The 17,186-nt window shown below is 31.7% G+C and carries 13 protein-coding genes; 6 read left to right on the top strand and 7 right to left on the bottom strand.

The genetic code is table 11. The features are described 5' to 3' along the window. The first annotated feature begins 16 nt into the window (after positions 1-16). Both LS73_RS02340 and LS73_RS02335 read left to right on the top strand, forming a co-directional pair. Positions 17-568, top strand: a complete 552-nt coding sequence (locus LS73_RS02340) for an RDD family protein (protein WP_034558318.1) — start codon at positions 17-19, stop codon at positions 566-568. After that, on the top strand, positions 531-3,029 hold the full coding sequence (locus LS73_RS02335) for an LPS-assembly protein LptD (RefSeq protein WP_052089711.1): 2,499 nt from the start codon (positions 531-533) through the stop codon (positions 3,027-3,029). Before LS73_RS02340 ends, LS73_RS02335 begins: the two co-directional genes overlap by 38 nt. A 117-nt stretch (positions 3,030-3,146) precedes the next feature. Here the strand turns inward: LS73_RS02335 and LS73_RS02330 are convergent, their stop codons facing one another. Both LS73_RS02330 and LS73_RS02325 read right to left on the bottom strand, forming a co-directional pair. Next, entirely contained in the window at positions 3,147-4,442 is a 1,296-nt protein-coding gene (locus LS73_RS02330; protein WP_034558319.1) for an adenylosuccinate synthase, read from the bottom strand. A 2-nt stretch (positions 4,443-4,444) separates the two neighbouring features. Then, positions 4,445-5,290 (bottom strand): ATP phosphoribosyltransferase regulatory subunit, encoded by an 846-nt coding sequence (locus LS73_RS02325; protein ID WP_034558320.1) that lies wholly within the window; start codon positions 5,288-5,290, stop codon positions 4,445-4,447. A 108-nt stretch (positions 5,291-5,398) separates the two neighbouring features. On the opposite strand from LS73_RS02325, the gene LS73_RS02320 reads away from it, so the two are divergent. Beyond that, complete coding sequence (locus LS73_RS02320; protein WP_034558322.1) at positions 5,399-7,153, top strand: AAA domain-containing protein; 1,755 nt, start codon at positions 5,399-5,401, stop codon at positions 7,151-7,153. 30 nt (positions 7,154-7,183) lie between these two features. Here the strand turns inward: LS73_RS02320 and LS73_RS02315 are convergent, their stop codons facing one another. The 5 genes from LS73_RS02315 to LS73_RS02295 all read right to left on the bottom strand — a co-directional run bounded on the left by LS73_RS02315 (position 7,184) and on the right by LS73_RS02295 (position 12,024). After that, positions 7,184-8,098 (bottom strand): shikimate dehydrogenase, encoded by a 915-nt coding sequence (locus LS73_RS02315; RefSeq protein ID WP_052089713.1) that lies wholly within the window; start codon positions 8,096-8,098, stop codon positions 7,184-7,186. Between the two features lie 131 nt (positions 8,099-8,229). Next, positions 8,230-8,949, bottom strand: coding sequence for an MqnA/MqnD/SBP family protein (locus LS73_RS02310; protein WP_034558324.1), 720 nt, complete (start codon positions 8,947-8,949; stop codon positions 8,230-8,232). 45 nt (positions 8,950-8,994) lie between these two features. Then, entirely contained in the window at positions 8,995-9,489 is a 495-nt protein-coding gene (locus LS73_RS02305; protein WP_034558326.1) for a hypothetical protein, read from the bottom strand. A 614-nt stretch (positions 9,490-10,103) separates the two neighbouring features. Next, positions 10,104-10,673 carry an adenylate kinase gene (locus tag LS73_RS02300; RefSeq protein WP_034558328.1) on the bottom strand — a complete coding sequence of 190 codons (570 nt, stop codon included), beginning with the start codon at positions 10,671-10,673 and terminating at the stop codon, positions 10,104-10,106. A gap of 148 nt (positions 10,674-10,821) precedes the next feature. After that, positions 10,822-12,024 (bottom strand): FkbM family methyltransferase, encoded by a 1,203-nt coding sequence (locus tag LS73_RS02295; protein WP_161976612.1) that lies wholly within the window; start codon positions 12,022-12,024, stop codon positions 10,822-10,824. A 200-nt stretch (positions 12,025-12,224) separates the two neighbouring features. On the opposite strand from LS73_RS02295, the gene LS73_RS02290 reads away from it, so the two are divergent. Genes LS73_RS02290 through pseB form a run of 3 tightly spaced genes read left to right on the top strand, consistent with a single transcriptional unit; the run spans position 12,225 to position 17,146 of the window. After that, positions 12,225-14,582: an MMPL family transporter gene (locus LS73_RS02290; RefSeq protein WP_034557928.1), complete on the top strand. Its 2,358-nt coding sequence runs from the start codon at positions 12,225-12,227 to the stop codon at positions 14,580-14,582. 14 nt (positions 14,583-14,596) lie between these two features. After that, a complete protein-coding gene (locus LS73_RS02285; RefSeq protein WP_034557927.1) occupies positions 14,597-16,129 on the top strand; it encodes a Mur ligase domain-containing protein in 1,533 nt (510 codons plus the stop codon). A gap of 24 nt (positions 16,130-16,153) precedes the next feature. Then, positions 16,154-17,146, top strand: a complete 993-nt coding sequence (gene pseB, locus LS73_RS02280; RefSeq protein ID WP_034557926.1) for a UDP-N-acetylglucosamine 4,6-dehydratase (inverting) — start codon at positions 16,154-16,156, stop codon at positions 17,144-17,146. Positions 17,147-17,186 lie beyond the last annotated feature (40 nt).

Genomic DNA, 17,186 nt, shown 5'->3' with positions numbered 1-17,186 from the left:
AAAACAAAGGATATGAATGGATAATTTAGAATCAAATCTCTATCGCGAAAATATTCGCCTAGCTCCACTCAAACTAAGAGTAGGTGCATATCTAATTGATAGACTGATAATCATATTAGTAATTAGTAGTCTTTTTACAGATTATCAAAAAAAACAACTCGAAGAAGCATATTCAACCATTACACAAATATACTCTTCACAATACACAGATATTAGGCTAGACTCAAACACAGATAATAGCCAAATATTAGGCAAACTACGCTCTAGCGTGAATAAATCTCTTATCATATTGTTATATTATCAACTTCTTTGTATAGGCTTAGAGATTATATACGGCTTCTTAATGTTGTATTTTTATGGGGCGACATTAGGACAAATTGTTTTAAATATAAAAGTAGTCAATATATATGATTTTGACAAGCCGAGCCTACATCAGTGCATGGGCAGATCCATTGGCAAATGCCTACTAGGCACAACATTATATATTAGTTTTGCCATTGGCTTTATTGACAAATGGAAGCGCACATTACATGATAAACTTGCTAAAACAATCGTCATTGCTAAATAAGTTTACAATTAAGTTTAGCATAGTTCATATTGCAGTCATTAATATTGCTCTACAATATATGGCACTTGCAAATAATTTAGAATTAGATGATGAGACTTCTATATTTCCTTCTCAATCAAACAAGCCATATTCCGCTAAATTAGAGCCAACACTTAACCAAAACTTAACGCATAATAAAGACTTAAACACAAATCTCTCTATTGATGATAAACAAAAGGAACAACATCTTCAAACAGCAGTGGAAAAAATAGGACCAAATAATTCCAAATTATTCGAAATACTAGGAAATCGCATAGAGACCAGAGGTGAATATATTATCATTAGTGGGCATGCTGTATTAAAGAACAAAGAAGCATATATTATAGCAGATACCATTCACTACAATAATAATAGACGATATGCTAGAATCATAGGTAATGTTAGGATATACAGAGGCAATAAGCTATCTATATATACAGAGCAAGCAACCATATATCTTAACGCCAACTTTAGTATTATCCAGCCTTTCTATATTCAAGATGCAACATCGGGAATATGGACAAATGCCAAAAGTGCTAGTCATCATAAATCTACCTATCGTTTTTCTAAGTCAATGGTGTCTGGTTGTTCATTTGTTAGCCCTGCATGGAGAATTGACTCCTCAAGAGGCAATTATGATCAAGAAAAAAACATACTATCATTATGGAATCCTAGAATTTACATAGGAGATATTCCTGTGTTCTATTTTCCATATCTTAGATTCTCACTAGAAAACAAACGCACATCAGGGTTCTTATACCCTACTATTGGTAACTCTAGCACTGACGGAGCAATATACATTCAGCCTTACTATATTGCGCTGCAAGATTTTTGGGATGTAACTATAAGTCCACAGGTTAGAACAAGTAGGGGATATGGAGTAAATCTTCAACTTCGAGCTATTGATTCTAGCAATGATAAATATATATTTGTAACAAGATATTTTTATAATACCAACTCATACATACAAAAATTTAATCTTCTAAACCAACACATTTATGGATTTGATTTCAGGCATAGCAAGAGAAATATATTACAGAAATATTTTGGATTACAATCATTTATTGATAATGCAGTCTATATTGATTTGGCATATACGAACGATATTGATTATATGAGACTAGATTCTTTACATTATACGCTTAATTTACCTTTTCATACATCAAAATTAAATCTCTACGCTCAGACTAACGAGCAATACTTTGGTCTTAATTTACGATATTTCATATCATTAAATGCAACAAATGATGATAAAACATTTCAAAATCTACCTAATTTACAATATCACAAATATCTCAATTCTATATTTCGTAAAGAGTTTGTATACTCAATCGACTATCAAATGAAACATGCTTATCGCTTGCAAGGATATTCATATGCATCAAATGAAATAGCAATCCCACTAGGAGCGCAGCTATCACTACTTAATAAATACATATCTCTTGGATTTTGGATTAGGGCTTATGCAGGCAATATATATGCTTATAACAATAAAGATACTAAAATATTTAGTAGCGAAAATACTCTAAGCAAAATGGACGAATCTATAGGCAATTATGCTAATCTGAATTACAAAATTTCGCTCAATAGTGATATAGGACGTAGCTATAAGAACTTATTTCACTCTATGCAAACTTCAATAATATTCTATTCACCAATAGATGTTGCTACATTTAGTAATGGGAATATTAGCTCAAATATACTAAGGAACTTCACTAATCTAAGTCCAGAGATTCAAAATAGCATACAAAATGGTGAAAATATATGGGATCCAACATACTTTACCAATATATATGAGCTAAGAAGAAGAATAGAGATGAACATATCTAATTATTTTTATAATTCCAAAGGTAAAGAGCTTCTTTATTGGCGTATAACACAAATCTTTAACCTCAACGATAAGGAATCAGCAATCAAGCTACCTATGGAAAACAAGCTAGGAATCTCACCATTAAATGGACTATTTCTTAACTTTAGCTTTTTTTACTCTTGGTTTTATAGTGGTTTTACTGAACTAGCTCTTAGTGCAACCTATAGTAAGGGATATTATGCGGCTTCGATTTCTTACTATCTAAAAAGAGATGATGCACAATGGAGTCTAGATCCAAATACTCTAAACTATAGACCTACTGATTCTTCCAACTACATCAACGCATCAATTAAAGGAGATGTGGGGTATGTGGGAATAGTGGCAAATATGTCATATGACTTTCGCTCTAATATATTAGTAAATCTTGGCGTAGGAATCTATAAGGATATAAAATGTTTTGGAATAGGCATAAAGGTGGGGAGCGAGCGCACGCCAATACTAACTCAAAACAACAATATTAATGTTATTAATAATCTCTATGCTAAAGTAGAATTCAAATTTGTACCGCTTACTAACTTTGGCTATACATATAAACTACGTCCAATTGTTGAAGATGAACAAACAAATAAATAAATATTCTTTAATCACTTAAAGCAATGCGTATACTACCATTAAAATATCCTAACATCATATAACATTATGTAGCAATAAATACTAAAACCAAACTTTGACGTAAAACAGTTGAAAAATCTATTTAATTAATACTACATCATTTCTCTCTGGGCTTGTAGAAATCAAGCTAACCTTACAGCCTGTGTATTGCTCTATAAAATTTATATAGTTATTTGCATTTGAAGGAAGATCTTTAAATTCTCGCACGCAAGAGCTATTATCCCAACCTGAAAAGCTTTTATAGATTGGCTTTACATCTAAGTTATATGGCATGTAATCAATTTCTTTACCCATATAATCATATCCAACGCATACTTTCACTTCAGGTAAACCATCTAATACATCAAGCTTCATGATTGCTAACCTAGTGCAACCATTAAGCCTAATTGCATGTTTAATAGCGACTAAATCAAGCCAGCCACATCTTCTAGTGCGACCTGTGGTAGTGCCAAATTCTGCTCCATTACTTCGCAAGAATTCCCCCACTTCATCATCTAATTCAGTAGGAAAGCTACCATTGCCAACACGTGTGCAATAAGATTTCATAATACCTAGCACCATGTCTATATCACTAGCATTCAGCCCTGTGCCACTCAACGCTCCAGCAATACCAGTGCTAGAACTAGTTACAAATGGATATGTGCCATGATCAATGTCCAACATACTACCCTGAGCCCCCTCAAGCAATATTTTTTTGCCCTCTTTTGCAGCTTGCCAAAGAGTTTGTGTAGTATCAGTAACAAATTCAGCAAATCTATCGGCATAACCTAGCAGTGTAGTAAGCATAGAATCTAAATCAAAAGATAATCCAAATGATCTTATAGCCTGTAAATTCGCCTCTAGCTTAGTTTTTAGCAAAGCCTTATTAAATAAATCTCCAACTTGTATGCCACTCCTAAGCACCTTATCGCTATATGCAGGACCAATACCCTTGCCTGTTGTGCCAATGGCTTGTATTCCCTTAGTTTTAGCACGCCTAGACTCTGATAGTCTATCAAGCTCAACGTGATAAGGCATGATGATATGCGCTCTATTAGATATAAAAAGCCTACCAGCAATAGGATTCTTACCATATTGTGAATAGCTAGTATTAGCACTAGACATGGAAAAAAGATTTTCAAATTGCTTAATCTCATTATCTAGTGCACTTAAGTCTATCACAACTCCATTACCTATAATATTCTTGCATTCAGGATAAAATATACCGCTAGGAATCAAATGCAAGGCATATTTGTTAGAATTAACAACAATCGTATGCCCAGCATTATGCCCACCCTGAAAGCGCACGACAAAATCATAATCTCTAGCTAAGCCATCAACTACCTTTCCTTTGCCCTCATCACCCCATTGAATACCTAAAACCACATCTGCCATATCTATCCTTTATCCTTAAGTAGATGATAAACTACGTTATCTGTATAGATTCCAAAACCGCAACTCCTAGTCCCATCTATGCAATAATGCCCCCCAGATAAGAATATAGCATTGCGCAAAAACATCTTGAAAAATAAATCATCATAATAATCCACAGGAGCAGGCAAAAGCGGACTGCATAGTAAATTTGGATAGCTACATGAACAAGCATGCAATAAATATTCAAGTTCATATTTGAGAAATTGCGGCATACTTGGTATGATTGCATCTAAATCACTTGGGGTATTTACCAATAATAATTTCTTTATAAATACTATTTTTTGTAATCTTTCAATATGTAATTTATCAAAATATATAGTATCTAAACGCATTTCCTTGGCACAAAGCCTAGCAATTCTTGTATTAGTAATTTGCAATAGCGGCATGATTCCAAGTGATTTAAATATACTAATGCCTAGGGTAAGCATATTTTGTATATCACCCTCATCAATACATTCTGCACCTATTTGATTATGTTCTATGGTAGGATAACTAAAAACAGGCTGAACATAAAACCACTTTTTTTGGTTAGTGGTCCTGCCTAGTCGCTTTGTAATAATACGAATAACATCTATTGTACTATCACTGCGCATAGCTATTTGGTGATTTTGCTCACTACTTAGGTGAATGACATCTCGATTTAGAAAGCTCTTTTGATGCTCTTGATATACAAAAATCGGACTTACTATTTCCTCAAAACCATGCTGATAAAATAATTCCGCACTAAGATTCTCAACTTTTCGCTTTAATCTAGCAGATAATCCAAAATGAAGTTTGCTCCCATTTGGAATCTCATGCTCTAAAATCATTTGCTATCCTAAATTATTGATTGTAATGCAACTAAGGATTATATCCAAATTAGTAGTTATTGCAAAGATTTTGTTAGAATCTAGGGTTACTTCAATCTAGGATAGACCATGTCAAACCTGCATGAATATATTATCAAATCAGCCCAAAGCTATCTGACATACTTAGAAGATAATAATTTAGGCACAGAGGAAATCAAGATAGCAAAAGCTACGCTCCATTCAATAAATATGTTAGATAAGCATTCCAAAGACATACATAAAAAATATGTCTTAACGCTATCTCTTGAGCAACAAATCATTGCTACAGATTATTTGCAACTCTATATAGATTCCTTAATGATTGACTTAGATTTAATAGAGGAAAAAAACTATAATGAACGAACACACACATTAGATATTATATTTGATAATAGCAATCTTCAAGAAGAGACCAAAGAAAAGTTTTGCAAACTACTAGAAGATTCTAATAATATTTTGTTGCATAATAATATTGCAAATCATACTAAACTATTTGTAGATTTAAAATTTCTAGTTAAAAATATCCTTTCATTTTGTTGCCAAGAACTAAATCTATGCCTACCTAACACAAGACCATTGGAACTAAAAATAAAACTTGAATCCTATATAAACAATGAGCAAAAAAATGCTATTGAAGGGATTTTTAACAATCCAATTAGCTACATTTGGGGAATAAGCGGGAGCGGAAAAACACAAGTTGTGCTATTTTCATGCTTGCTAAATATCATAACACAAAATAAAAAAGCATTAATACTTGCGCCAACAAATACAGCATTAGAACAAATATTTACAGCACTTATTAATAAATGCGATACTAAAGGTATTGCTAGAACTAAATTCTTGCGTCTTGGCATGCCTAGTAGCGAATTTTTAAGTCATTATCCAGAAGTTTGCATACAAGGCGATGATGAAGATTCTAAAAAAGAATCCACAAGGCTATTTAATATTCCAAATCTAAAAGATAGACTAGCAGAATGCCTTATAATTGGGCTAACATTAGATAGCTTTATAAAACGTTATCAGATTCTAAGCACATTAGATTTTGCTCATATATTCCTTGATGAATGTGCCTTCTCTCCATTAATCAAGCTAATCGCCCCACTACAGCTAAACACACCAATTACATTACTAGGAGATCATAAGCAATTAATGCCAATATGTCTTATGGATAACAATACCATAACAACAAAAAATAATGAAGTGTGTCTTTGGAGTCTTAACGCACTATTCATAGAATCCATGCTAAACAATCACGATAAACTGCATCTTGCCAACAACCACGATGAAATATTGTTTAAAGACATAGCAAACTATAAACTCACTATAACTCATCGCTATGGTGACAATCTAGCCCAAATACTAGATAGATATGTATATCATAACAACTTAAGAGGTGTAGGAAAAGAAACGCAAATATACTTTATTGATTCTAAAGTATATGGACAAGGATATAGCTATATTGCAAGTAGCAATAATGAAAGCTTAGCTGAAGCAAATGCTATACTAAGCATAGCTAGGAATCTTGGTGAATATGCTGTAATTACTCCATTCAAAGACCAGCAAAAGCTATTAGTGAGAAAGGGGCTTCAAAGAAGCAGAGTATTTACTATTCATAAATCACAAGGTAAGGAGTTTGATTGTATAGTTTTTTCTCCTGTGAAATTTAGCAAATTTATGACGAACTCAATGTATAAGAGCGCGCTATTCTCTTTAAATGTAGCTATTAGTCGTTTAAGGCAAAGCCTAATAATCGTATGTGATTATGACTTTTGGGTTAAAAAACAAGGACAACTAATTTCTTCACTACTGCAAATTGCAAAGCCGTATCATAATGGACATTTGTAATTATCAATATTCTAAACAAGCATAAGGATTTTAAATTCCTATTGCATAATTCATACTAGCAACGATTTCCCTAAATAAAATATCCCTTTCACTAGAATCAATTTCTTTTTCCAAATGAAAATACATAAAAGCTATAGCAGCTTGATATACAAGCATATTCTTACCGTCCAAAAATCTAACTTTACATTCATTTGCCACCTTGCAAAATTCAGTCAATTCATTTTTGCTATACATAAGATCAAAAGCCAATTTGCAATTTGAGAGCAAATTTCTTAGAGCCTCACTTGACATGGGTAACTCGTTGTTAATGCTAGAACTCGTAGCATTAACAACAATATCATACTTTGGAGGGGTTACTAAAGATTCATTTGTAAGGGCTTCTAAGCTTATTGTTTTAGCAAATTTCTCAAAAAATGCGAGCTTCTCTATACTTCGATTAGCAACACAAAATGGAATCTTATGATAGTCAAGCATAATTGCAATACTTTTAGCACTCCCGCCAGCTCCAAGTATTAGAACATTTTTTGGCTGATATGATTCAATGCAAGCAAAAAAGCCTTCTGCATCTGTATTATATCCTATTAAGCTATTATCTCTTTTTACAATGGTATTTACCGCCTTTATATCACTAGCTATGCCAACTACTTCATTAACACACTCAAATGCTATCTCTTTGAATGGCACAGTAACATTCACACCCAATAAATCACTTTGTAATATAAAATCATATAAGGCATTAGAATTTAGTTCTAGTGGCAGGCAAAAACGAGTATAAAATGTCTGTGAATTTTGGATTCCTTGAATATATTTATACATTTTAGAATCCATTAAAGCATTAATAGCATAGTTATGAATAAGTGGTGATAGGGAATGAGATATTGGATTGCCTAACACGGCAAATAGCCTAGTATTATGATAGAAATTTTTAATACCAACATGTAGCATATTTGTCCTTTATAATGTTAGATTCTTAAGATAACTTTGTTATAAATCTCAAGTCTAAATTATACAAAATTTAGCTATGGTACGCTGTATATAGTTGCATATTAATAAGCCCTATAAATACATAGCGATGTTTAGAATCTCTTAGGTGGTTTAATGCCTATTAAACGTAGTCCTCGATAGAATCGATCTAGGCTATGTCTTTCTTTATATCCAATTTTATAATAGATATGCTTCAAGTATGAGAGAGCAAAGCCCTTACTAATACCAATATCACGTATAGAATTCATAATTATATAGTGAGGGATTTTTATCCCCTTAAAACATGCTTTGCCCCTGCCTAGCCTATTGGCAAAATCTAACATAAGTCGTCCATAAAAGTTAGTATATCCATTTACACACACACGTCCAAAGATAAAAGGCAAGCCTGTTTTATTGTGCCATACATTAGCCATATCTATGAAGCATTTTTTATGTCTATTTGCATGATAATATTGAAGAGCACGATTGCCTATTAGCACCCTACCCTCTAAGTCTAGCAGCTTACTTAAGGCATTTGATGTTGCGGATTGATAATCATCTCCTAATTCTAAAGGTAACACTAAAACACTCCATACTTCTTTGTTAGCAATGATTCCTACATTATATGCCTTAGAGATTCTATGTGAGTGTATTCCAGCAATGGAAGATATAAATCCAGCATCAATACGGCGAAATAAGAAATCTTTGTTTAGTTTTGATGGATAAGACTTTTTAAGAAAAAACATAGACTTTAGGTTAGAGCTCATTTTATAGTGCTTTATAAAAACATCAAAGACTAATAAATTTAGATATTCAATCTTTCCAAAACGCACAACAATCCTTTATAAAAATTTTCAATGTAGTCTATAAACACAAAATTATTGCAAGCTATACTCTCCAACAACATATTGATGTGCATCGCCGCAGATTCTAATAAATTCAGATATATTAGAAACCTCTAACAAGACAGCATAATCATTAAAGGAGCTACTATTATTTTCTTGCTTAGTAATAATAATGGTTGTTTGCGGGATTAGATTAGGACGAAGCAAGAATCTATTTTTATGTTTTTTATCTTTATTGTTATTTTGATTTTCTTGCATCATCAGCCCCTTTGCATATAGCCTACAATTTTGAGACCTACCTGTGTGAATATAGGCAAAGTCAATCTTAATGTCCTTATAATCATTTAAGGCACTAATGGAGAATTTCTCCCAGCTTTGCTCATTAATACCTCTTATATATTGCCTATCAAATAACCATTCTTGACTTTGCAAATCATCAAATGAACTAGATTCTATATTTTTAGAATCATTTTCACTGCAACCAATCATAAACAACGCAATAAAAATTAAAATATAGTATTGCTTCATTCATATCCATATTATCTAATGTGTATATAATGTTTATGAAATTATACTTAATTGCACTAAGATTTTGTATATTGTTAGTTATCAACATAGCTACTATACTAGAATCTATAACCAAAATAACAAACTAATTTAATAACAGTTAAAGCGACTAAAGCCAATGAAATAAGATTCGTCTTCATAGTTGTTGCAAATGAAGTTAGCAAAATCGCCAAAAACATAAAAAGCCATATAGAAATTGATACTAACATTAACAATATTGCACAATCTACATATGATGCACAAGCTTAATGATTATCATAACGCTAAAGATTTCATAATTTTGTCAAAAATTCACAAGATATTAAAAATCTATTTTTTGAAAAAATATTCACTTATTAATCGGCTATAACAATTAAGAATAGTTAAGAGATGTTCTACCTTTCTATATTCATGCTCAACATAATAAAGCTAGAACCAATTAGATAGACATGGTATCAGCCTATACATAACTTTTAGCTAGATACGCATATAAAATCTCAAAATAAGATAATCTAAATAGAACATGAAGCATTCATAACAATAAGCAAATAAATTTAGAATATAAAAGCATGCCCTAAACAAACTAGAGAAGATTTCTAGAGTCTAGAATTAATAAATCTATGCATATCAGACACAATCTCATTAATGCCTCTCTCTCCGTCAATAACATGTAAGATATTTGCTTTTGTGTAAAAATCTTGAATTTGCTTGAGTGGAGTTAGATATACATTCATGCGGTTCTTAAATACCTCTGCATTATCATCAGCACCCCTTGCACGTCCTAATACTCTATCCTTTGCTACTTGCTCGCTTACTTTAACCTCTATGACATTAATTAGTTTCACACTCGAATCTTGCTTTAAAACCTTATCTAGTTCAATCATTTGCTCAACACTCCTTGGATAACCATCAATAAGTATGATTTCCTTTGAGGAGTTATTAATTGCCTTAATAATAGTCTTAACTACAATATCTAATGGCACAAGATTCCCCGTACTAGTAAAACCCTCAATAAGCTTGCCCTGCTCACTACCACTTGCTATTTCAGCACGAAGCAAATCACCTGTAGAATAATGTGCTACATTGCTATCTGCTTTAGCAATCCTTTCTGCATCCGTTGTCTTGCCACTACCTGGCGCACCAATAATCAAAAATAACTTTTTCACGAAGTCTCCTTATAAGTTCTTTAATAGATTAATACTATTATAGCAAATATACAAGAGTGTTGGATTTTTGAATAATATGCCAAGATTCTATGTGATATGATTTGTTGACTCTATACGATGTATTACTAAGCATTGTTACTAAATAACACTAACTATTACTTGGTCTTCCAAATAGCACACTCTCACAAACTCCAAGTGTAAAATGATCACAATAAAACTCATAATGAGGCAAAATACTCTTTAAATATAAAGGAATATCGTAGTAGTCACTATCGCTATGGTAAAGGCAAATAGCAATCTTTGGATTATATGTTTTAAGAGTTTTTTCTGCTCCTTTTAGAGCAGCTAGCTCACTTCCCTCGATATCCATTTTAATAAAATCCACCCTATCAATCTTACCATTATCTACCAAGTCATCAATACTGACACTCATTGTATATTCTTGGTTATCTTGAGATTCTAAACTAAGCTTAGATCCACCACCGCTGCCTGTATGATATACTTTTGTTTTAGAATCAGAATATAAGGCGTTTGTGAAAAGTGTTATATTTTTTATATCTGAATTAAGAGACATATTCTTATGAAATATCTCAAGATTGTCTTCATTGAATTCAAATGAAAATACCTTCCCGCCTTGTCCTACTTTATGTGCAAAATACAATGCAGTATCTCCATAGCAAGCACCGCCATCAATGACATAATCACCATCTTTAGCATATACCAAATGCCGATAAGCATACTGCTCTAGGATAAAATTTACAAAGATTCCATAAACACTATAATAGAGCTTAAAGTTACCTAGATTTATATTTTTTGATAGAGATAAATCTATGTAATAGAGTTTACCATTGCTAGATTCTATACTTTTATTAGTATCAAGGCTAGCTTCAAGCAAGTAGTAATATTTCCAAATATGCTCATAAAAATGAATGATATAAAGACCTTGTAGATTTGAGTATCTATGTATAAGGGCACTAACTAGAATCATTTTGCTATATTCATCGCAAAACAATTCTAAAGTCTGCTCTATTTTTATCATATCGTAACGAGAGTAAAATTCTAAAAGGAGCGTCCCCCCCCCCCCCATATTTTCATTCACATTTTGAATATGAAATACATCTTCACCATAGTTTGGAAATCTATACTCACCTCTCTTATATTGATATGAATTAGATAGAGCAATAATAGCTAGCAATCTCTTATGTAAATTGCTTCCTCTAACAAATAACAATGGGAAAAAAGCCAAAAAATCTATAATATTACCCCTAACTTTGCGTCTAATGCTTCTAATTGGAATGAAAAATGTAAGAATCTTAGCAATGTGTAATAAAATCTTATGCGCAAGTCTCATGGTATTCCTTATTAATTTGTTTATTGGCTGATAGGCTAGAGTATGAAAAGATTCTAACATAATTACACAAGGCTATAAAGCCATAACAAGGAAAAGAATCGATAAAACAAGAAATATTAAGAAAAATTAAACTAAATATTACTTTAAACGAATAAATAAGCACAAATACTATATAATCGACATCTTTGTAAAGGCTGGTGATGATTCGCTTTGTAAACATATTTTTTCTAATATTTAGTCTTAGCTTGCTATTCTTATTTTTTAAGCAAGATAAGATAACAATATCGCAAGAAGTCTTAGACTTATTCCCAACAACACATGACAGAGAGATTGTAGATATTTATCAAAAATTTTCAAATTCTCGCTTTGTTTTGGTTGCGATCAAAGGGTTCACACAAGAATCAAGCAATAAATTAGATTCCTTTCTAGCAGAAATATCGAAGCTAGAAAATGTATCTAGCACAAAAAGATATATAAAGATAACAAATAAGCTACAAGACTTTGTTACAAAGTATTACTATCTAGTAGCTACTCCAAACATAGAATCTAAAACAAAATTAGCTCCTGTATTAACACAAGCTCAAGTGTTAGACTACTTACAAGTTGGGCTAAAGACTCTAGAAGAAAACCATATCAATACAGATTCTGTAAAAAATGATAATATAAATAACTCAACTAAAAATCCTAATAACATATTTAACCCAATAGATCCATTAGGTCTATTCAAATTAAATAACAGCATATCATCAGAGTTAATTATAAAAGATTATGGATACTTAGCGTTAGTGGAACTAAAAAGTTTAGAGAATAACACAATAAATGAAACATTAGACAACTTTAATAAAATAGCAAGTGGATACCAAGATATTAGATTCTTTTCTCCCTACTTCATGAATGTGCAAAATTTATCTTTAATACTTAAAGAAGTTACATATCTATCTAGTTTTGCCTCCATTATATTTATTATCTTTTATTTTGTGATTATTCGAATTTATACTCTTACAATTAATACAGTCTGCACTCTTATTTTTTCAAATACTATTGCTACGATTATTGTGGCTATTGCATATCCAAAGGTAACAATCATGGCTATTAGTTTTGGCATGGGAATAAGTGGTATTGCAATAGATTACATGATGCATCATAATTTCTTTAGCATCTATGCCAAAAAACAGCCAGTCTTTAATAAACCTGTATTCTATGGATATATAACTACTGTTATAGGATTTGGAACATGTCTATTTGTGCCTTTTCCATTGTTATCACAGCTTGCCTTACATGCCATTATCTCACTTAGTATTAGCTATGTATTTTTTGCATTCATATATCCTAGGATAGGATTTAGTGAGCCAAGATTATTCAAGAGTATAATTAGTCTGCGCAAGCCAATCATTTCTAGTTATTTGCTACTTGGAATATCAATTATATTTCTTGTTATTTGTATCCCAAATATTAAGATTGATTTTGATATATCTAAGCTCGATTATCAAAATAAGAAAATGTTAGAGGAAAGGGATTTTTTTGATACAAAACAAAGAGAAGAAAACCCAAACATACTAATAAGTAGCTCTAGCGTTGATGGACTAATATCTCTTAGCAAGATATTACAAAAAGAATTTGAATCTAAATATATAAAGATAAGCGATGAAGATTCGCTAAAACCAATGATTCCTCTATCTATAATCCCAACTAAGTTACAAATTGATGAGAATCTTCGCTTCTTAGATTCTAAACAAATGCAACAAAATAAGCTCATATTAAAAGCAGTACTACCAAAAATAAAAAAACAAATGGCAAAACCACAAAACATTGCAACAAATGATATAAATAGCGTATTTGATATTATGGAATCAAGCTATGAGAATCCAAATATACCAAACATAGATGTTAATGTGCTAACAGACTTAGGATTTAATGTAATAGCTGAAAATATTGGCGATTCTAGCATGTATTATTACTTGGTATCTATACCTAAGGCATATATGCCAATTGCACAAGAAGTAATGAGCTATATTAAAAACCCTAATATAAAACAAATAGATTCAATAACTCCTAAAGAAAAAGAGCTAATCACCACACAATCAATGAATATAGAAATGCGATCATTGCAAAACATAATAAAATCCATTACAGAAGAAATATATGAACCTATGTTAACCGTGTTCGGAATTGCATTTTGTCTTATGACTTTAACTCTAATTTGGACAGCTAAGAGATCATTTATAGATTCTTATGTTTTTATTTTATTCCCATTATCAAGCTCACTTCTTATTATGTCCACACATTCAGAGCTTAATTTAATGCATCTATTTGCATTATTGATATTAGTTGTTGTTAGTGTAGATTATGGAATATATTCGATAAAGGAAGTTAACAATATTCGCACAACACATGCTATCTTCTTCTCTAGTATAACTACTGGAATCTCATTTGGCATTTTGGTTATTTCAAAAACCAAAGCCTTAAATTCATTTGGCGAAATTATATTCATAGGTATGGCTTGCATTATAATTATGCTTGTTTTCCATAAGCCACTAAATAATCAAACAAGTTTTTAATATAGGAGGATTATATGGACTTTTATAATGTCAGGGTTCATATCATAGGTATTGGGGGTATTGGCGTTAGTGGATTGGCAAGATTCCTAAAAGCACAAGGTGCTATTGTTAGTGGCTCTGATATTGTGCAAACAACCATTACACAAGGATTACAAAAAGAAGGTATAGATATAAATATTCCACATGCAAAAGATGCAATAGCCAATAAAGACATAATAATTCATTCAGCTATTATAAAAGATTCCAATATAGAGATTAAGGAATCAAAAAAACTAAACAAAACAATATTATCAAGAAAAGAAGCATTAAAGATTCTCCTAAAAAATAAACAAGTTTTGAGTATTTGTGCTGCACATGGCAAATCAAGCACAAGTGCCATACTTAGTGCGATACTAAAAGATAGTGGAGCAATAATTGGCGCAATTAGCAAGGAATTGCAATCCAATGTCCGCGTAAGCGCAGATAAGATACTTGTGTTTGAAGCTGATGAAAGTGATAAGAGCTTCTTAAACTCAAACCCATACAAAAGCATTATAATAAATGCAGAAGCTGAACATTTAGAGAGCTATGAAAATAGCTTTGCAAAATTAAAACAAGCATATAAAGAATTCATCTATTTATCTAAAGAAGCCATTGTAAATATGGAATGTGAAAGTGTAAGAGAAATAATAGATGATATAGAATCAAGCACTAATCAAAACATAGTAAATACAGCTACAACAAACCATAGTAATATAGATTCTAATATGCCTAAAATCACTAGACTATATCCAAGTAGGGATATACATAATATATCATATATCTTGCAAGATGGTTTGCCTTATACCAATTTTAATTTACGCGATTTAGGACAATTCCAAGTATATGGAATAGGTTGGCATAATGCTCTAAATGCTAGTATGGCAATACTTAGCTCGCTAGATCTCATTCCACTTGATTTAATAAAGAAAAATTTGCTAAATTTTATCGGGATTAAAAAGCGATTTGATATATTGCAGCACCTAATACAAGATGCACAATCAAAACAAGTTTTAAAAAGCATTAATCAAGACATACACCTATCGCAAGAGAAATTACAACAAAAGCTAGCTAATATCACTAAGATTCCTTGTATTATTGATGATTATGCACACCACCCAACAGAGATTAAAGCAACTCTTAACGCAGCTAGAGTATATGCTAGCTTGCTAGAAGAGGTAAATAATACAAACAAGGATTCTTTTCGGTCACTTCATATTACAGCAATATTCCAACCACATAAATATTCAAGACTTAGAGATAATATAGATGCATTTAGGGCTTGCTTTGATGATTGTGATAGTCTTGTGATTTTACCTGTGTGGGCAGCAGGTGAGCAAAAAATAGACTTTGATTTTGCAAGACTATTTGGCCATTATAAGCCAATATTTGCTAATCATATAAAACGATTTGGTAATCATGTAGCTCTTATAGATAAAGATGATAATACAATCTGCATAATTGATAGCGATATTATCATCGGACTTGGAGCAGGTGACATTACCTATCAGTTACGTGGCGAAAAATAATAATTTGGATTAACAAGGATATATATGCTTAATGGAAAAAATATTCTAATTACAGGCGGCACAGGCAGTTTTGGAAAAAAATTTGTAGAAATAACGCTCAAAAAATATAAACCAAAGAGACTAATAGTATATAGCCGAGATGAGCTAAAACAATATGAAATGGCTCAAATCTTTAATGATAAATGTATGCGCTATTTTTTAGGTGATGTAAGAGACTATGCACGTTTAGAATCAGCATTGCGAGATGTGGATATTTGCATACATGCCGCTGCACTAAAGCATGTGCCAATAGCAGAATATAATCCTATGGAATGTATTAAAACCAATATTAATGGTGCTAGCAATGTGATTGAGGCTTGTCTAAAAACTGGAGTAAAAAAAGTCATAGCATTATCAACAGATAAGGCAGCCAATCCTATAAATCTCTATGGTGCTACTAAACTTTGTAGTGATAAATTATTTGTTAGTGCTAATAATATTAAAGGAAATAATCCTGCTAAATTTAGTGTTGTTCGTTATGGAAATGTTATTGGTAGTCGAGGCAGTGTTGTGCCCTTATTCCGCAAACTAGCTAAACAAAGTGCAAAAGAATTACCAATCACAGATTTAAATATGACTAGATTTTTTATATCTCTTGACACTGGAGTTAACTTTGTCATTAAGAATCTCGAAAGAATGCATGGTGGAGAGATATTCATTCCAAAGATTAAAAGCATAAAGATTACTGATTTGGCACTCGCTATAGCACCTAAAGCCGACTTTAAAGTTATTGGAAAAAGGGCTGGTGAAAAGCTACATGAAGTAATGATAAGCGAAGATGATTCTCATTTATGCTATGAATTTGATGATTTTTTCATTATATCGCCTAGTATTATGTTCCAAACCCAAATTGATTATTCCATAACCTTGTTAAATGAAAATGGTAAAAAAGTTGCTCCTAACTTTATATACGCTAGCAATACAAATACACAATGGTTAGATAGAGATTCTATATTAAGCGAATTAGAATCATTATAGGTAAAATGATTTGTATCAATGAGAAGAAAGTTGTATTTGT

Source organism: Helicobacter muridarum, from assembly GCF_000765805.2.
In the GTDB taxonomy this organism is placed as follows: Bacteria; Campylobacterota; Campylobacteria; order Campylobacterales; family Helicobacteraceae; genus Helicobacter_A; species Helicobacter_A muridarum.
The sequence above is the reverse complement of the archived record's forward strand: the minus strand, read 5'-3'. Positions and strand labels throughout refer to the sequence as shown.